Annotated in this window: 18 protein-coding genes; 11 read left to right on the top strand and 7 right to left on the bottom strand. The window is 31.1% G+C overall.

Going from position 1 to position 17,427, the window contains the following annotated elements:
* The first annotated feature begins 143 nt into the window (after positions 1-143).
* Positions 144-473, top strand: coding sequence for a hypothetical protein (locus AC3VJB_RS08695; protein WP_156166988.1), 330 nt, complete (start codon positions 144-146; stop codon positions 471-473).
* A 2-nt stretch (positions 474-475) separates the two neighbouring features.
* Positions 476-901 carry a tellurite resistance TerB family protein gene (locus tag AC3VJB_RS08690; protein ID WP_047788434.1) on the top strand — a complete coding sequence of 142 codons (426 nt, stop codon included), beginning with the start codon at positions 476-478 and terminating at the stop codon, positions 899-901.
* A gap of 39 nt (positions 902-940) precedes the next feature.
* Here the strand turns inward: AC3VJB_RS08690 and AC3VJB_RS08685 are convergent, their stop codons facing one another.
* The 7 genes from AC3VJB_RS08685 to AC3VJB_RS08655 form a co-directional block, all read right to left on the bottom strand.
* On the bottom strand, positions 941-1,201 hold the full coding sequence (locus AC3VJB_RS08685; protein WP_047788433.1) for a hypothetical protein: 261 nt from the start codon (positions 1,199-1,201) through the stop codon (positions 941-943).
* A gap of 21 nt (positions 1,202-1,222) precedes the next feature.
* Positions 1,223-1,504 carry a hypothetical protein gene (locus AC3VJB_RS08680; RefSeq protein ID WP_047788432.1) on the bottom strand — a complete coding sequence of 94 codons (282 nt, stop codon included), beginning with the start codon at positions 1,502-1,504 and terminating at the stop codon, positions 1,223-1,225.
* Between the two features lie 4 nt (positions 1,505-1,508).
* Entirely contained in the window at positions 1,509-2,477 is a 969-nt protein-coding gene (locus tag AC3VJB_RS08675) for a deoxyhypusine synthase family protein (RefSeq protein WP_047788431.1), read from the bottom strand.
* A 74-nt stretch (positions 2,478-2,551) separates the two neighbouring features.
* Positions 2,552-3,331 carry an RMD1 family protein gene (locus AC3VJB_RS08670; RefSeq protein WP_053056642.1) on the bottom strand — a complete coding sequence of 260 codons (780 nt, stop codon included), beginning with the start codon at positions 3,329-3,331 and terminating at the stop codon, positions 2,552-2,554.
* Between the two features lies 1 nt (position 3,332).
* Positions 3,333-4,271, bottom strand: coding sequence for an agmatinase (gene speB / locus AC3VJB_RS08665; protein ID WP_047788430.1), 939 nt, complete (start codon positions 4,269-4,271; stop codon positions 3,333-3,335).
* Positions 4,272-4,284: 13 nt separating this feature from the next.
* Positions 4,285-5,676 (bottom strand): type III PLP-dependent enzyme domain-containing protein, encoded by a 1,392-nt coding sequence (locus AC3VJB_RS08660; RefSeq protein WP_167713308.1) that lies wholly within the window; start codon positions 5,674-5,676, stop codon positions 4,285-4,287.
* Between the two features lie 411 nt (positions 5,677-6,087).
* Positions 6,088-6,615 carry a mechanosensitive ion channel domain-containing protein gene (locus tag AC3VJB_RS08655; RefSeq protein ID WP_047788428.1) on the bottom strand — a complete coding sequence of 176 codons (528 nt, stop codon included), beginning with the start codon at positions 6,613-6,615 and terminating at the stop codon, positions 6,088-6,090.
* Positions 6,616-6,709: 94 nt separating this feature from the next.
* Between AC3VJB_RS08655 and AC3VJB_RS08650 the strand changes: the two genes are divergently transcribed.
* The 9 genes from AC3VJB_RS08650 to AC3VJB_RS08610 all read left to right on the top strand — a co-directional run bounded on the left by AC3VJB_RS08650 (position 6,710) and on the right by AC3VJB_RS08610 (position 17,411).
* Positions 6,710-7,543 (top strand): universal stress protein, encoded by an 834-nt coding sequence (locus AC3VJB_RS08650; RefSeq protein WP_437823003.1) that lies wholly within the window; start codon positions 6,710-6,712, stop codon positions 7,541-7,543.
* A 2-nt stretch (positions 7,544-7,545) separates the two neighbouring features.
* Positions 7,546-7,923: a hypothetical protein gene (locus AC3VJB_RS08645; RefSeq protein ID WP_047788426.1), complete on the top strand. Its 378-nt coding sequence runs from the start codon at positions 7,546-7,548 to the stop codon at positions 7,921-7,923.
* Between the two features lie 9 nt (positions 7,924-7,932).
* Complete coding sequence (corA, locus tag AC3VJB_RS08640) at positions 7,933-8,997, top strand: magnesium/cobalt transporter CorA (RefSeq protein ID WP_073181574.1); 1,065 nt, start codon at positions 7,933-7,935, stop codon at positions 8,995-8,997.
* A 50-nt stretch (positions 8,998-9,047) separates the two neighbouring features.
* Positions 9,048-9,467 carry an HYC_CC_PP family protein gene (locus AC3VJB_RS08635; protein WP_047788424.1) on the top strand — a complete coding sequence of 140 codons (420 nt, stop codon included), beginning with the start codon at positions 9,048-9,050 and terminating at the stop codon, positions 9,465-9,467.
* A gap of 103 nt (positions 9,468-9,570) precedes the next feature.
* On the top strand, positions 9,571-13,317 hold the full coding sequence (locus tag AC3VJB_RS08630; RefSeq protein WP_437822999.1) for an efflux RND transporter permease subunit: 3,747 nt from the start codon (positions 9,571-9,573) through the stop codon (positions 13,315-13,317).
* Positions 13,307-14,542 carry a TolC family protein gene (locus AC3VJB_RS08625; protein WP_497667038.1) on the top strand — a complete coding sequence of 412 codons (1,236 nt, stop codon included), beginning with the start codon at positions 13,307-13,309 and terminating at the stop codon, positions 14,540-14,542. Before AC3VJB_RS08630 ends, AC3VJB_RS08625 begins: the two co-directional genes overlap by 11 nt.
* Before the next feature lie 4 nt (positions 14,543-14,546).
* Entirely contained in the window at positions 14,547-16,247 is a 1,701-nt protein-coding gene (locus AC3VJB_RS08620; protein WP_437822995.1) for an efflux RND transporter periplasmic adaptor subunit, read from the top strand.
* A 13-nt stretch (positions 16,248-16,260) separates the two neighbouring features.
* Complete coding sequence (locus AC3VJB_RS08615) at positions 16,261-16,707, top strand: heavy-metal-associated domain-containing protein (RefSeq protein WP_349264437.1); 447 nt, start codon at positions 16,261-16,263, stop codon at positions 16,705-16,707.
* 125 nt (positions 16,708-16,832) lie between these two features.
* Positions 16,833-17,411, top strand: coding sequence for a YdeI/OmpD-associated family protein (locus AC3VJB_RS08610; protein ID WP_497667037.1), 579 nt, complete (start codon positions 16,833-16,835; stop codon positions 17,409-17,411).
* Positions 17,412-17,427 lie beyond the last annotated feature (16 nt).

The raw sequence follows: 17,427 nt of genomic DNA, 5'->3' as shown, positions 1-17,427 counted from the left end.
TATATAGATAAATAAACGCTTATGTAATATCATTTTCTTTAACACCACGAGCAAAGCTAAAGAGTAGCTTTTGCTAAAAGAAGCTTGGACTTGTTGTGGTTAATATCCAAGGAAAAAGTTTAATAACTATAATTTTAAAGAAAATGAGAAATATTATAATAAAAACAGTTTTTATTTTATTTGTGGGAGCAAGTTTATCTTTTACTACAAAACAATATAAATTTACAAACCCTATTAAAACTTTAGCAACTTTTCAAGGCTATGATGAATATGGTTTTACTTTTTCGTTTATAAACGAAGAAGGAGATGAAGATGTAGTAACTTTTGAAACTATATCAGATAAAATATTAAAAATGTATAATTTAAAAGATAATAAGTTTTTAGAGGAAGAATTTGAAATCATATATGAGTATAAAAAATCAGATGATGATATTGAAGAACCTATATTACAATCAATAAAAAAAGTAAAATAATTATGAGTATTGTAGATTTATATGAATCAAGCAAACATAGAAATAATGTAGCGCATTTTAATGCTATTTTTAATTTAGCCATTGTTGATGGAGATTTAAATGAAGATGAAGAAAAATTAATAAATCGTTTTGCTAGGAAACTAGATATAACAGAAGATGAGTATAATGAAATAATAAAAAACTCACAAAAACACCCTGTAATGCCCCAAGCAAAAACTGATGATAGGTTAGAACGTTTGTTAGATTTATTTAAAATAATTTACTCAGACCATCAAATTGATGAAGCAGAATTAAAATTAATTTTAAGATATGCTATTCAACTCGGTTTTTCACAAGAAAAAGCAGAAGAAATTATTTCTAAAACTATAAAAATTTTTAGTGGTAAAATTGATTTAGATCAGTATAAATTGATATTAAACATTCTATAAAAAGTAAAATCCCATTCTAAACAGAATGGGATTTGTTTTTTAAAGTAACTGTAATTTTTCTAACTTAAAAATTACAAGATCTTCATCGTCTACATCATCAAAAATTTCTTTGTACGTAATTTCAAAACTTTTGTTTTTATAATTAGATGATTTCAAGTCTAAATGTTCAAGATTCTTTTTGTTGATTTGTTCAAAATCAATAATATCTCCATTTTCTAATTCAAAAACATAATAGCCGTTTGTATATCCTTGATAAACGCCGACTAATGTAACTGTTTGTTGTGAGTTATAATAAGCCATGGTTTAAATACAGTTTACTATTTATTCATTATCAAAGTCATCAGCTATTTCAATTTCATCAAAGGTATCGTCATTTTCTTCATCGTCGGTTTCATGGTCTTCCATTGACTGTTGTAACTGAGAACTTATTTTTACTAAAAAAAGAGTATCTTCGGTATTTACTTCTACCGCTTTTATTGTTTCTCCTTTACTATTTTTAAAGGAAATAATATCTGAATGATCATATCCATCAGGATATCTTTCTACCAATAAATCTAGAATATCAGTAGTTAACTTGGCATAGTCTACAATAACTCTCTTCATAAGGCTACATTTTTAATAAATAGGCAAATATTAATGGAGCAACGATAGTTGCATCACTTTCTATAATAAACTTAGGTGTATCGATGTCTAATTTCCCCCAAGTAATCTTTTCGTTAGGAACAGCTCCTGAGTAAGAACCATAGCTAGTCGTTGAATCTGAAATTTGACAGAAATAACTCCAGAAAGGGGTGTCTTCTCTTTCTAAATCTTGATATAGCATTGGTACTACACAAATAGGGAAATCTCCAGCGATTCCACCACCAATTTGGAAAAACCCGATACCGTTTTCTGAGTTTTCAGTATACCAATCAGCTAAGAAGGTCATATATTCAATACCAGACTTCATAGTTGATGCTTTTAGCTCTCCTTTTACTACATAAGAGGCAAAAATATTTCCCATAGTACTGTCTTCCCATCCAGGAACAACAATTGGTAAGTTCTTTTCTGCTGCTGCATACATCCACGAATCTTTTAAATCGATTTCATAATATTCCTCTAAAACTCCAGATAATAATAGTTTATACATATATTCATGAGGAAGATAACGTTCGCCAGCTTCTTCTGCATCTTTCCAAATTTTAAAAATATGTTTTTGTAGGCGTCTAAAAGCTTCTTCTTCAGGAATACAAGTGTCTGTAACACGATTTAATCCTTTTAATAATAAATCCCACTCATCTTGTGGAGTTAAATCACGGTAGTTAGGAACTCTTTTATAATGAGAGTGCGCTACTAAATTCATGATGTCTTCTTCAAGGTTGGCTCCTGTACAAGAAATGATGTGTACTTTGTCTTGACGAATCATTTCTGCAAAAATTTTTCCTAATTCTGCAGTACTCATGGCTCCTGCTAGAGATACTAACATTTTAGAGCCTTGTTCTAATTGTGCTTCGTACCCTTTGGCAGCATCTACCAGTGCAGCTGCATTAAAGTGTAAAAAGTATTTTTCTATAAAATTTGTTATAGGTTTGTTCATTTTATTATTTTTTTAAGCTTATAAAATTGCTTCTTTAATGCTAGAAGTGATAACTTTATAAGCCCTTGTGTTTTTTAAATTAGCTTTTCAATAATTACCTGTACTACTTCAAAAAGAATTAGAAGAATGATAATCCATTCTAGCATGCTACTGTACTTATGTTGTAGTATATCGTTGAATAAATCTAAATTTTCTTTAATTACGTTTAAACTATTTTCTATTCCTTGATGACGTTTTAAAATATCTAATTCATCTTTTAGTTTATAATCTAAATCAGACAAGTCTTTGTTATTCCAAGCAACATCTGGTGAGTCAAAAACAAATAAATTTTCAGCAATGTTGTTTTTTAAATTTAAGGTTTTACCAATAAATTTTCGCATTTGAATTTTAGAAAGTTTAAAACTTCCTGTCTTTTCTAATTGCTTTGAATACACTAATGTTTTATCGTGCAAATCAGATGTTTTGTTTACATAGTTCATCAATGCTACCGATTGTGCTAGGTTAAGCATAATGATATGTGCTACATCATCATTTAATTCTTTAATTTGAATAGTTCCGAAATCAACTTCTATAGTATCAGAAAAAGTGATGTTGTATTTTTCTGAGGGCAAGTTGTTGATATTTGAATTTTCTTTATTAATTAAAAAACTAACAATTTGATTAATTAAATCATTTGTACAGTTCATAAAAACAACACTTCCATAATCTTTTATATAGATGTATGAATTGTTTGTGATTTTATATAGTAAAAAAGAATGTTCTCTTTTTACTAACTCATACGATTCAAACTGAGAGCGAATAGCACTAAGTGCTATTCGTCTTTCAAGATGATATGCAATTGTTTGTAAGTGCATTTTAGTAATCGTCGTCGTCGTTTTTAAACTTCGCTAATTTGTTAAATGGAGAGCTTTCGTCATCATCGTAATCTTCTTCATCTTCCATAGTAGAAGAAAACTTATAGCTCAGCATTTTATAATATAACTTAGCCGCTAAAAAGTCTGATGATTTTTCATTTTCGTTAGGGCATAACTCCACAATATCAAAGCCAACAACGTTTCTTTCAGTAAACACTCTTTTTAAAAACTCTAAGGTTTCATAGTAAAATAATCCTCCTGGTTCTGGTGTTCCTGTACTTGGTAATAGCGACGGATCAATAGCATCTAAATCAAAAGTGATAAAAACATTACCTGTTAATTGATCAATAACTTCATCCATCCAGTATTCATTTACAGCCATATCGTGTGCAAAAAAGACTTTATCCATATTCATAGATGACTTTTCTGATATGTCCATACTGCGAATACCTACTTGTACTAAGTTAGTTGTTTGACTCGCTTCGTATACAGCGCAAGCGTGATTACAAGAACTACCTTCATATTCCTTACGTAAATCGGCATGTGCATCAATATGTAAAACGGTAAGATTGTTAAAACATTCGTTAAAAGCACGGATTGTTCCTATAGAAATTGAATGTTCTCCACCAAAAAGTGTTACAAACTTATTTTTATTAATAAATTTTTTAGTCGTTGCATGCACAGCTTCCACCATAGCTTCTGGAGAAGAATTTTCTGTAACAGCATCCGCTAAATAAACACCTTCTTTATATACTTCACTATCAGTTTCTATATCGTATAATTCCATGTTTTCTGAAGCATCTAAAAAAGCTTCAGGACCTTTGTCAGCTCCTTTTTGCCAAGTACTAGTTCCGTCATAAGGAACAGGGATAAGTACAACCTTAGCGTTCTCCAATTTTGCGTATTGATCAGGTATTCCTGCGTAATTTCTTTTTTTCATCTTAATATTTTTACTAGTATCCTAAAATTGATAATAGTTCTTCACTCTTTTGTTGTTCTTTAAATAGTTTGGTGGTTAAATCACCGTTTTCGTTTCTATTAATTAATATATGTTTTGGAGTTGGGATTAAACAGTGTTGTAATCCTCCAAAACCACCAATAGTTTCTTGGTATGCTCCCGTATTGAAAAAGCCTACGTACAGAGGACTTTCTTTTTCATATACAGGTAGGTATATTCCGTTTACGTGTTGTTCAGAGTTGTAATAATCATCGCTGTCACAAGTTAAACCACCTAATAAAACACGTTCGTATCTATGATTCCATTTATTTAAGGGAAGCATGATAAACCGTTTATTAATGGCCCAAGAATCTGGTAAAGTAGTAATGAAAGATGAGTTAATCATATTCCATTTTTCACGATCGTTTTGTTTCTTTTGGTATAATACTTCGTAAATAGCACCTCCAGCTTCTCCAACAGTAAAACTTCCAAATTCTGTAAAAATATTAGGAACATTTACACCTGCCTCTTTACAAGCGACATTAATTTGGTTTATAATTTCGTCTACCATATACTCATAGTCGTAATCAAAAGCCAATGAGTTTTTTATAGGGAAACCTCCACCTATATTTAAACTGTCTAAGGTTGGGCAAACTTTTTTAAGCTTGATGTACACATTTAAACATTTCATTAATTCGTTCCAATAGTATGCGTTGTCTCTAATACCTGTGTTGATAAAGAAGTGTAACATCTTTAATTCAACTTGAGGGTTATTAGCGATTTCACGCTCGTAAAAAGATACGATATTTTTGTATCCAATACCTAAACGGCTAGTATAAAATTCAAACTTGGGTTCTTCTTCAGAAGCTATACGAATTCCTACTTTAAATTTACTTTTAGTTTCTTCTAAAAGTAAATTTAGCTCTTCATAGTTATCTATGATTGGAATACAGTTTGTATGCCCTCCATCAATTAGACTAACAATATTAGCGATGTATTGATCGCGTTTAAAACCATTACACAACACAAAAGCATCATCACTTAGCTTTCCTTCTTTTTTTAGTGACTTTACAATGTCAATATCAAAAGCAGATGATGTTTCGATGTGAATATCATTTTTTAAAGCTTCATCTAATACGTATTTAAAATGAGAACTCTTAGTACAGTAGCTGTAATTGTAGTTTCCTTTGTAATTGTGTTTTTCAATAGCATTATGAAACCAAGCTTTAGCTTTATTTATATTTTCTGATATTTTTGGTAAATAAGTGAACTTTAAGGGCGCACCATATTGCTTGACTAATTGCATTAAGTCAATGTCATGAAAAAATAAGTTGTTGTTTTCTGTGTGAAACTCCTCTTGAGGAAAATCAAACGTTTGTTCTATTAAGTCTTTATATTTAGTATTCATTATTATTTTTAGTTGTATCTGTTTTTTGAGTACAGATAGATAATTCAAAAAGCAGTTAAGGCATGCGCCAAAACTTTTTTAAATAAATTGTATAACAAGTATCATTGTTGTTGTTATAACAAACAAGATTGTTAAACTAAAATAATATGAATAGTTAGATTCTTAAAGCTAAGCAATCACCGCACTGTTTATAAAAATTCAGTGGTAGAGAGTATTCAGGAATGGAAGAATCCTTAATTTTTTCGTTGTGTTTCCAAAACACTAAATAACCCTTAATCTTCCCGTAAAAGTTATTACCGAAATAAGTAAAACGTAACATTCGACTTATATAATAAGATGCCGTAAATGTAAACTATTTTTTAATACAACAAACTTTTTTTTATTTTTTTTAAATATTTGTTGTGTAGTGTGTTAAGTGTTGTTTTGCCTTTTTATTAACTCAATTCCTTTGTAAAGAATAATAGTATTAGGGATAGTTATTTCTCTCTTTTCTTCTGGCATGTATAAAAGAACGTAAAAACCTGTAATGTTTTTTACCACACCTTGTAAATCGAAGTCTTTATCAATAATTTTTATAGTATCACCTATACGCATTGGATGATAAAAAAATAAGATGATACTAGCTGTTAGGTTTGATAAGATAGACCATTGGGCAAAGAAACCAACCCCAAGTACAGCAAGTATTGAAGATGCAAAAACAATTACTTCTTTAAAATTAATACCAAAAATAATTAAAGAAATAAAGAGAGCTAATGTGTAATATAAAAAGTAACTTAGGTTTAGTATCAGTTTTCTCCTATGAGGTTCAATAGCATTTTTTACAATGTAAGATCTAGTTAACTTTTTTGTTACATGAATTAAAAAAAATAATGAAGCTGTCAAAAGCAAGAATTGTAAAAAAGGATTGTATATAGATAACTCTAGAAAGCGATTTTTCATTATTATATTTTTATACAAATATACTTCTGGTTTTTTAAATATAATCTCAAAATAAAAAATTATATTTGATTGAAAACCATAATTATATATCGTTATGAAGAATGTTTTAATACCCTATAATTTTTCAGAAGCAGCTATTAATGCTTTAAATTACACAAAACAACTGTTTAAAGATGTTGAGGTAACTATTTATTTATTAGATGTGTATGTAAGTCAACCGTCAGAATTATTGAGCGACGAAGAAAATGAAAAATGGTTTAATGAAATGGATAATGAAATTGAAGATGAATTAAAATACCTAATTGAAGTCTTAAGAAGAGAGAATACCAGTTTTAATTATGAGTATGTTGTAGCATCAAACTCATTAACAAAAGCGGTTACTAAAACAATTGAAGAGAGGAATATTGATGTAGTAATTACGGGTACAAAAGGAGCAAAAAGTTTAGCAGAAACATTTATTGGTACAAATACCATGAAAATGATTAATGTAGTTAACAAATGTCCAATACTTGTGGTTCCTATGAATTATAAGTATAAACCATTACATCAAATTGTATTTTCAACAAACTACAAAAGGTTGTTTACAGTGAAAGAATTACAATTTTTAATTAATTTAATCACAATTAAAAAATGTATGTTAGAAGTTGTGAATCTTTCAGAGGAAAGTTTTTTATCAGAAAATCAGCAAAGGAATAAAGTGAAATTGAGAGAATTATTCCATGAATTAAATGTTGAATATAAAAAAATAGATTGGAAAGACTCTGAGACATTAACTTTAGAAAATCATATAGAAGAAACAGAAAGCGAGTTATTGGTTTTAATAAACCATAAGTATAATTTTTTTAACCGATTGTTAGAAGAAAATGTAATAAAAAAATCAGCATTCAATAGTAAAATTCCTATATTAATACTACCAGAAATAACTTAATTATGAAATTTACGGAAGAGTTTTATAAATGTATAGCTAACCTGTTCTATGCAGTTTCTATGGCCGATAAGAATATGACTGTAGAAGAAAAAAGAAGCATTGTTAAAAGAGTAGAAATAAATTGGTCTACTTCAGAAAATAAATCCGATAGCGAACTAATTTATGAGACTATAAGAGGATTAATTAAAGAAAAAATAACTTCTGAAGAAGCCTATGAAAACTTTAAGGCTTACTATTTGGCACATAAAAAAGAATTTTCAAAAAAAGTAATTCATGATCTTTTAGCGGCGTCACACGAAATTTCTGATGCCTATGCTGGAAAAAATAAGTCAGAACTCATAATTTTGGCAAAGTTGCATAAACTATTAAAACTTGCTTAAAAATAAATTATGACTCGATTTATAATAAAACAAAAAAACACAAAACATGTAATTCCTGGAAGTCCAGTTTTTGTAGGCAGTCAAAAAGAAGAAAATACAAGAATACGATTAATAGGGTATGATGAAACTGAGTTTATAGAAGTTGAGTTAAAAACAATAAATGAATTAGAAAATTATATAAATAAATACAAGAGACTTTGGATTAATATAGATGGCTTACATGACGTGGATTTAATAGGAGAGGTTGGGGAGTTGTTTGACATCCATACACTTGTTTTGGAAGATGTAGTAAATACCGATCAAAGACCAAGAGTAGATATAGAGGATTATTATATTTTTACGAGCATCAAAATGATGTTTTTGAATAAAGAGAAGCATCAGTTAGAGGCAGAACAGGTTTCTATGTATTTATTGAAAAATATACTTATTACTTTTCAAGAGCGAAAGGGAGATGTTTTTGAGCCGGTAAGAGAAAGGTTGCGTAATAAAAAAGGAAGAGTTAGAAGTTATAACGTAACATATTTAAAGTATTGTTTATTAGATGTAATTGTAGATAATTATAATTTCTTAATGGAAACCTTTGGAGAAAAAGTAGAAGATTTAGAAGATAAAATCTTACTTCAACCTAATAAAAATATATTACAAGAAATTAATAAATATAAAATAGAACTTAATTACTTTAGAAAAGCAATAAGACCAGCCCGAGAAGCAATAAATAACTTTAAAGCTTTAAAAACAGAATTAATTACTAAAAAGGAACAACCTTTTTTTAATGACTTACATGATTTAGTACAACGAAGTTATGACTCAGTTGAAAATTATAAAAACATGTTAAGTGAGCAATTAACGGTATATTCAACGAATGTAAATAATCGTTTGAATGATATTATGAAAATACTAACCATATTTTCAGTAATATTTATTCCTATTACTTTTATAGCGGGTATATATGGGACAAACTTTGAGTATATACCAGAACTTAGGTACCGTAGTGGGTATTTTGTAATGTGGGGAGTTATCCTACTTACAGTGTTGATTATGTTAGGGTATTTTAAATACAAAAAGTGGTTTTAAGGATTGTTTAAGTTTTTGAAATTTAATTTTTTGTACTTTTGTGTTGTAAAATGAAAAAAGTATTTCATAAAATAGCATCTATTGTAATGGCTTTTGTAGTGTTGTTATCTACAATGTCATTTACCGTTAATAGTCACTTTTGTGGAGACATGTTAGTGGGTACAAGCTATTTTGTAAAAGCTGAATCTTGTGGAATGGATATGAAGCAAGAAACAAAATCTGAAGACTGTTCAGTGATGAAAAAGAATTGTTGTCAAGATGTGGCTTCAGTAGTTGAAGGTCAAGATACTTTAAAGATTACATCTTTGGATCAACTATCTTTTGATCAACAAGTCTTTATAGCTTCATTTTACTATAGCTATATTAATTTATTTGAAGGAATTCACAATAAAGTAATTCCTTTTAAAGATTATACACCTCCACTGGTCATCAAGGACATTCATGTACTTGATGAAGTATATTTAATATGATTTTTAAACAATAACTAGTTATCCTTTTGAGAAACTCATTAGGATGATTTGTCGTATTCGATGTTTTTTAACATCAATGTTTAATTGTTTAAAATCATTTTTTATGCTAAATAAAAGCATTAAATTTTTAATAGAAAATAAACTGGTAGCAGTTATATTACTCGTTTTATTTGTAGGATGGGGAACTGTAAATGCACCATTTAATTTAGATACAGACTTTTTACCAAGTAATCCTGTAGCGGTTGATGCCATTCCAGATATTGGGGAAAATCAACAAATTGTTTTCACAAAGTGGGATGGACAATCACCACAAGATATAGAAGACCAAATAACCTATCCATTAACAACATCTTTGTTAGGGATTTCAGGAGTAAAAACCATTCGAAGTTCTTCTATGTTTGGATTATCTAGTATTTATGTCATTTTCGACGAAGATGTTGATTTTTACTGGAGTCGCTCAAGAATTCTAGAAAAACTAAATTCATTACCAAGTAATTTATTGCCAGAAGGAGTAAGTCCGTCTTTAGGACCAGATGCAACAGGATTAGGTCAAATTTTTTGGTATACATTAGAAGGACGAGATGAAGATGGAAATGTAACTGGAGGTTGGGATTTGCATGAATTACGTAGTGTACAAGATTACTATGTAAAATATGCGCTTTCATCGGCTAGTGGAGTGTCTGAAGTAAGTTCAATAGGAGGTTATGTTCAAGAATATCAAATAGATGTAAAACCAGAGTTGATGCGTCAATACAATATCAGTTTACAACAAATTGTAGCGGCAGTAAAACAAAGTAACCAAGATATTGGAGCGCAAACGATAGAAATAAATCAAGCAGAATATTTAGTTCGTGGTTTAGGATATGTAAAGTCTATAGCAGATATTGAAAATGCTGTAGTAACTGCTAAAGATTATACTTCAATACGAATAAAAGACATCGCAAAAGTATCGTTAGGAGCTGAACCCCGTAGAGGGATTTTAGATAAAGAAGGTGCTGAGGTAGTAGGAGGTGTAGTGGTAGCTCGTTACGGAGCAAATCCTTTAGAAGTAATTACAAATGTAAAGGCAAAGATTAAAGAGTTAAGTGCAGGTTTACCAAGTAAAGAGTTAACAGATGGTAGAACTTCTCAATTAACTATTGTTCCGTTTTATGATCGTACAGAATTGATTCATGAAACGTTAGATACGTTGAATGAAGCACTTACGTTGGAAATATTAATAACTATTTTGGTAATTGTTGTAATGGTCTTCAATTTAAGAGCCTCTGTATTAATATCAGGATTATTACCTGTGGCAGTGTTGATGGTTTTTATTGCAATGAAAGCCTTTGGAGTAGATGCAAACATTGTAGCCTTATCAGGAATTGCTATTGCCATTGGAACCATGGTTGATGTCGGGGTTATACTCTCCGAAAATATTATAAGTCATTTAGAAAAGGACGAGAATAAATTACCGATAAATACATTAGTTTACAATGCAACAGCAGAAGTTTCAGGAGCAATTGTAACTGCAGTAATGACAACTATTATTAGTTTTATTCCAGTATTTACCATGATTGGTGCTGAGGGAAAATTATTCCGCCCACTAGCATTTACCAAAACTTTCGCTTTAATAGCAGCTATTATAGTAGCATTGTTTTTAATACCACCATTTGCAGCTGTCTTATTCAAGAAAAAAGAGTTGACAAAAAACTTTAAGTATTTTATAAATGGAGTTTTAATAGTATTAGGTATTACAGCTGTTTTTTACGGAAGTTGGCTAGGAGTTGTATTAGTAGCTTTTGGAGCTGTACAATTTTGGAGTAACTATTTAGGAAAAACAAAGGTTAGTTTTTCACTTTTCACTTTTCACTTTTCATTTTCAGTAAATACCATCAATATCGTTATATCTGCATTAGCAATTGTAGGTTTGTTAGCAGAATACTGGAGACCTTTAGGAGTAGATAAAAGTATTGTAACCAACCTTTTATTTGTAGCGCTTATTTGTTTCGGATTGTTAGGCTTTTTCAGTTTACTTCAAAAATATTACAATCAGATATTACAATGGGCATTGAATAATAAGCTACTGTTTTTAACCATCCCGCTAACAGTATTAACTAGTGGATTCTTAATTTTTAAAAATACAGGAAAAGAGTTTATGCCTTCGTTAAATGAAGGATCATTTTTATTGATGCCAACTTCAATGCCACATTCGGGAACAGAAGAAAATAAGCGAGTATTACAACAGTTAGATATGGTAGTTGCCAATATTCCAGAAATAGCAACAGTCGTAGGGAAAGCAGGAAGAACAGATTCAGCACTAGATCCAGCACCTTTATCGATGTATGAAAATGTGATTAACTATAAGCCTGAGTATGCATTAAATTCTGATGGAGAACGCCAGCGATTTAAGGTTGATGAAAATGGTGATTTTATACTGAAAGAAGGAATGTCATTGCGAGCGAAGTATGATGAAGCGTGGCAATCTATTGATGCAAATACGGAACTTATTCCCGATGAAGATGGAGAGTTTTATCGTAACTGGCGTCCGCATATCAAATCACCTAATGATATTTGGAATGAGATAGTAAAAGTAACCAAGTTGCCAGGAGTAACATCAGCACCTAAATTACAACCTATTGAAACTCGATTGGTAATGTTACAAACAGGAATGCGAGCTCCAATGGGGATCAAAGTAAAAGGACAAGATTTAAAACAAATTGAAGCTTTTGGAGTAGAACTTGAAGGAGTTTTAAAAGAGGTTGAAGGTGTTAAAAAAGAAGCTGTTTTTGCTGATAGAATTGTAGGAAAACCTTATTTGTTAATTGATATTGATAGAGAAAAATTAGCTCGCTACGGAGTTGCTATTCAAACGGTACAAGATGTGTTGAAAGTAGCGGTAGGAGGTATGCAATTATCACAAACGGTAGAAGGAAGAGAGCGTTACGGAATTCGAGTTCGTTATCCAAGAGAATTACGTTCCGATCCAACGGATTTAGAAAATATTTATGTGCCAGTAGCCAAAGGAGCTCCAATTCCGTTAAGTGAATTAGCAACGATTCGTTATGAGCAAGGACCGCAGATGATTAAGAGTGAAGATACTTTTTTAATAGGGTATGTGTTGTTTGATAAGTTAGATGGTTTTGCTGAGGTAAACGTGGTAGAAGCTGCTCAAAAAGCAATTCAACAAAAAATAGATTTAGGAGAGCTAGTTGTTCCTAAAGGAATCTCTTATCAGTTTACAGGAACTTATGAAAATCAATTAAGAGCAGAAAAAACATTATCGGTAGTAGTACCATTAGCATTGATGATTATCTTTTTAATACTGTATTTCCAGTTCCGTTCAGTAGCTACTTCATTAATGGTATTTACAGGGATCACAGTAGCTTTTGCAGGAGGATTTATCATGATGTGGTTATACGGACAAGACTGGTTCTTGAATTTTAGCGTCTTTGGAGAGAACTTACGAGAGCTGTTTCAAATGCATCCAATTAACTTGAGTGTTGCAGTTTGGGTAGGGTTTATTGCGTTGTTCGGAATAGCAACCGATGATGGTGTGGTAATGGCAACTTATTTAACGCAAACTTTTAAAAGAGATAAACCTCAAACAATTGAAGCTATTCGAGCATCTGCATTACACGGAGGAAACAAACGTATCAGAGCATGCTTAATGACAACAGCAACTACTATTTTAGCCTTGTTGCCAGTATTAACTTCAACAGGAAGAGGTAGTGATATTATGATTCCAATGGCAATTCCTGCTTTTGGAGGAATGATTATAGATGTGACTTCATACTTTATAGTACCAGTACTGTACAGTTGGAGGGAAGAATTTTTATTAAAACGAAAAACGAAAAGAGATGAGTTTTAAAATGAAAAATAAAAAAGTAGTCTTGTTTCTTGTTTCGATAATCTTTGCATTTAAAATGCAAGGACAAGATCTACAGGAATATATAAACATTGCCTTAGAAAATAATCCAGAAGTACAGCAGTTCGATACAAAGTACAAGCGTATTTCAGAAAAGAAGGAGGAAGTAAATACACTACCCAATACTGAATTTGGAGCGGGTTATTTCGTAAGTACACCAGAAACACGTACAGGTCCGCAGCAATTTAAACTTTCTGTAAAGCAAATGATTCCTTTTTTCGGAACCATAACAGCACGAGAAAACTATGTGTCTTCATTAGCTGATGCAGCTTATCAGGATATCGTAGTTGTAAAACGTAAACTAGCAACATCAGTAGCACAGTCGTATTACAGGCTTTATGAGGTTAAAGCAAAACAAAAAGTATTAGACGAAAATATTGCGTTACTTGAAACGTATGAAAAGTTAGCGTTAACTTCTGTTGAAGTGGGAAAAGCTTCCGCAGTAGATGTGTTAAGGTTACAAATAAGACAAAACGAGTTAGCACAACAAAAAGAAGTGTTACAAGAAACTTTTTTAGGAATGCAAAAAGCATTTAATAAACTACTGAATCAAGATGTTAATACATCAATTTCAGTGGTTGATAGTTTGCATATTCCGAAAGAAACGGATAAAATACAACCAAGTACTTTAAAGTTGCATCCAGAGTTGGTGAAGTTTGACAAGTTGTATACTTCTGTAGAAAAGTCTGAATTCTTAAACCAAAAAGATAAACAACCAATGATTGGTTTTGGACTTGATTATGTGAATGTTGGTAAACGTACAGATATGAACGTGGTAGATAATGGAAAAGATATTGTAATGCCTATGGTGTCGTTATCAATTCCCATTTTTAATAAGAAAAATAAATCTATAAGCAAGCAAAATAAGTTACAGCAAGAGGAAATTTTATCGCAAAAGGAACAGCGATATAATATGCTGGAGTCTGTATTATACAGAGCAGTTTCAGATAGAAAAGCATCTGTAATAAATTATCAAACACAACTTAAAAATTTAGAGCAAGCTAAAAATGCAGAGCAAATTTTGGTAAAAAGTTACGAGACAGGAACCATAGATTTTAACGATGTGTTAGATATTCAAGAATTACAAATGAAGTTTCAAACGAATATGATAATGTCAGAAGTAGCTTATTATACACAAAGTGCCACTATTAATTATTTAATAAAGTAAACAGATGAAAAAATATATAGTATATATAGTAATTTTAATTGCCGGGGTATTCTTAGGATGGCTACTTTTTGGTGGAGGTTCTTCAAAAAGTGAGGCAGCTCATGATCATACTGCAGCAGAAAAAGGTAAAATGTGGACATGCTCTATGCACCCACAAATTATGCAACCAGAACCAGGAGACTGTCCTATTTGTGGAATGGATTTAATCCCTGCGGAAGCAGGAGCTGAAGGACTAGCTGCAAATCAGTTTAAATTGACTAAAAATGCATTGGCACTAGCAAATGTACAAACTACTGTGATTGGTAATGTTATGAGTGCAGATAATACAATTACACTATCAGGAAAAATAGCAGAAAACGAAAAGTCGAATGCAGTACAAGTGAGTTATTTTGCAGGAAGGATAGAACGTTTAAACGTGAACTTTACAGGAGAAAAAATAAGTAAAGGTCAGTTGTTGGCAACAGTATATTCTCCTGAATTGGTAAAAGCACAGCAAGAATTATTAACAGCAGCGTCAGTAAAAGAAAATCAGCCAGCATTGTATAAAGCAGTTAGAAATAAGCTAAAATTGTGGAAGCTGTCTGAAAACCAAATTAATCAAATTGAAAAAACAGGGAAAGTCAAAGAAAACTTTCCTGTGTATGCTACAGTTTCTGGTACAGTATCAGAAAAATTAGTAGAACAAGGAGATTATGTAAGTCAAGGACAGGCCTTATTGAAAATAGCTAATTTGAATTCAGTATGGGCAAACTTTGACGTATATGAGAATCAAATCAGTAATTTTAAAGTAGGTCAAAATATATCAATTACAACAAATGCATATCCTAACGAAACTTTTAAAGCAAAAGTTTCGTTTATCGACCCTGTGTTAAATCAAGAAACTCGTACGGTAACTATGCGTGCTGTTCTTAACAATAGCAAAGGAAGGTTTAAGCCAGCTATGTTTGTTACAGGAAAGGTGGAGGCTACAGAAAAGCAAACAGAACAACAATTGAGTATTCCAGCTACAGCAGTTTTATGGACAGGAAAACGTTCAGTTGTATACATAAAGCCTGACGCAAGTAAACCAGTTTTTGAAATGCGAGAAGTGGTATTAGGAAGAAGAGCAGGAGAGAGTTATTTAGTAGAGAAAGGGTTGAAGTCAGGAGAAGAGATTGTTACGAATGGAGTGTTCACAATTGATGCATCGGCACAATTACAAGGGAAGAAGTCAATGATGAATCATACAAAAGAGATTATGGAATCTTTTAGTACATCAAAAAAGTTTAAAGAGCAATTGCAAAAAGCTTATGAAGCCTACATTGTCTTAAAAGATGCTTTGGTAAAAACTGATGCAAATGCAGCAAAAATAAGTGCAGGCAACCTACAAAAAGCCTTAACATCGGTTGATATGAAGTTGTTAACGAATGAAGAAGCTCATAAACAGTGGATGCAATTAGTTCCTGCATTAAAATCAAGTAATGAAGAAATTACAAAGACAACTGATGTTGCTATACAACGAAAATATTTTAAAGTATTATCAGAGCATTTTATTATGGCAGTTCAATCTTTCGGGATAAGTGAGGTTACCTATAAGCAATACTGTCCTATGGCAGATAGTGATAAAGGAGCTTATTGGTTAAGTAAAGAGAAACAAGTGTTAAATCCATATTTTGGTGAGGGTATGCTAAAATGTGGTGAAGTAAAAGAAATAATTAATAATTAAATATCAATTCAAAATGAAAAAAGTAATCTTAGGAGTAGCTATGTTGGCTACAATTGGTTTAGTAAGTTGTAAAAATGAAGCTAAAAACGAAGCCGAAACAAAAGAAGCACAAACAGAGCAAACAACAACTCAAGAAGTAGCGATGACTACTACAACTTTTGGAGTAAGAGGTAATTGTGGAATGTGTAAAAATACAATTGAAAAGGCAGTAAATGGTATTGATGGAGTAGCGTCAGCAGATTGGGATAAAGTAAGAAAACAAGTTAATGTATCGTTTGATGGTTCTAAAACAAATGTAGATGCAATTCATAATGCTATTGCAGCTTCAGGATATGATACTGATAAGGTAGCAGGAAATGAAGAAGCTTATGGAAACTTACCAGGATGTTGTCAATATGATCATGGAATGGAAATGAGCTTAAAAGGTGAAGTAAAAGCAGACGAAACGTCTAACCACTAATTGGAAAAAAGTGTAACGAAAGTTTAAAATCGTTACACTTTTTTTAAGTTATACTTAAAAAATCAATAACTTTAAGCAAAGTTTCTGTTGAAGCTGCATATTTAAAAAGAACACAAAAAGTTGTAATGGAGAAAGTAGATAAATACATAGAAAAAATAAAAAACTGGAAAGAAGAAACAAAGCTGTTACGACAAATTTGCTTGGACTGTGGTCTTGAAGAAGATTTTAAATGGATGCATCCTTGTTATACCTTTCAAGGAAAAAATATTGTATTGATTCATGGTTTTAAAGATTATTGTGCACTACTTTTTCATAAAGGCGCATTGTTAAAAGATACAAACGAGGTTTTAATTCAACAAACAGAAAATGTACAATCTGCTCGTCAAATTAGGTTTACAAAGCTAGAAGAAATAGTTGTTATAGCAAAAACGATTAAAGAATATATTTTTGAAGCGATAGCAGTTGAAAAAGCAGGTTTAAAGGTGGAAACTAAGAAAACTTCAGAATTTGAAATGGTAAGTGAGTTTAAAGAAACCCTAAAAGAAAACTCAGATTTACAAAAAGCTTTCGAAGGCTTAACACCAGGAAGACAAAGAAGTTACTTACTGTATTTTTCTAAAGCTAAACAATCAAAAACACGTTTGTCAAGAATAGAAAAGTCCATACCTAAAATGTTCCAAGCTAAAGGACATAATGAAAGGTAATAAAGCTACTCAAAAA

This window comes from Tenacibaculum sp. TB-53, from assembly GCF_059716285.2.
Note: the sequence above shows the minus strand (reverse complement) of the source record. Positions and strands in the feature narration are given on the sequence as shown.

Excerpts from the sequence above, each read along its gene's own strand:
- AC3VJB_RS08695 (WP_156166988.1), top strand. The coding sequence starts at position 144 with ATGAGAAATATTATAATAAAAACAGTTTTTATTTTATTTGTGGGAGCA.
- AC3VJB_RS08690 (WP_047788434.1), top strand. The coding sequence starts at position 476 with ATGAGTATTGTAGATTTATATGAATCAAGCAAACATAGAAATAATGTA.
- AC3VJB_RS08685 (WP_047788433.1), bottom strand. The coding sequence starts at position 1,201 with ATGGCTTATTATAACTCACAACAAACAGTTACATTAGTCGGCGTTTAT.
- AC3VJB_RS08680 (WP_047788432.1), bottom strand. The coding sequence starts at position 1,504 with ATGAAGAGAGTTATTGTAGACTATGCCAAGTTAACTACTGATATTCTA.
- AC3VJB_RS08675 (WP_047788431.1), bottom strand. The coding sequence starts at position 2,477 with ATGAACAAACCTATAACAAATTTTATAGAAAAATACTTTTTACACTTT.
- AC3VJB_RS08670 (WP_053056642.1), bottom strand. The coding sequence starts at position 3,331 with ATGCACTTACAAACAATTGCATATCATCTTGAAAGACGAATAGCACTT.
- speB (WP_047788430.1), bottom strand. The coding sequence starts at position 4,271 with ATGAAAAAAAGAAATTACGCAGGAATACCTGATCAATACGCAAAATTG.
- AC3VJB_RS08660 (WP_167713308.1), bottom strand. The coding sequence starts at position 5,676 with ATGAATACTAAATATAAAGACTTAATAGAACAAACGTTTGATTTTCCT.
- AC3VJB_RS08655 (WP_047788428.1), bottom strand. The coding sequence starts at position 6,615 with ATGAAAAATCGCTTTCTAGAGTTATCTATATACAATCCTTTTTTACAA.
- AC3VJB_RS08650 (WP_437823003.1), top strand. The coding sequence starts at position 6,710 with ATGAAGAATGTTTTAATACCCTATAATTTTTCAGAAGCAGCTATTAAT.
- AC3VJB_RS08645 (WP_047788426.1), top strand. The coding sequence starts at position 7,546 with ATGAAATTTACGGAAGAGTTTTATAAATGTATAGCTAACCTGTTCTAT.
- corA (WP_073181574.1), top strand. The coding sequence starts at position 7,933 with ATGACTCGATTTATAATAAAACAAAAAAACACAAAACATGTAATTCCT.
- AC3VJB_RS08635 (WP_047788424.1), top strand. The coding sequence starts at position 9,048 with ATGAAAAAAGTATTTCATAAAATAGCATCTATTGTAATGGCTTTTGTA.
- AC3VJB_RS08630 (WP_437822999.1), top strand. The coding sequence starts at position 9,571 with ATGCTAAATAAAAGCATTAAATTTTTAATAGAAAATAAACTGGTAGCA.
- AC3VJB_RS08625 (WP_497667038.1), top strand. The coding sequence starts at position 13,307 with ATGAGTTTTAAAATGAAAAATAAAAAAGTAGTCTTGTTTCTTGTTTCG.
- AC3VJB_RS08620 (WP_437822995.1), top strand. The coding sequence starts at position 14,547 with ATGAAAAAATATATAGTATATATAGTAATTTTAATTGCCGGGGTATTC.
- AC3VJB_RS08615 (WP_349264437.1), top strand. The coding sequence starts at position 16,261 with ATGAAAAAAGTAATCTTAGGAGTAGCTATGTTGGCTACAATTGGTTTA.
- AC3VJB_RS08610 (WP_497667037.1), top strand. The coding sequence starts at position 16,833 with ATGGAGAAAGTAGATAAATACATAGAAAAAATAAAAAACTGGAAAGAA.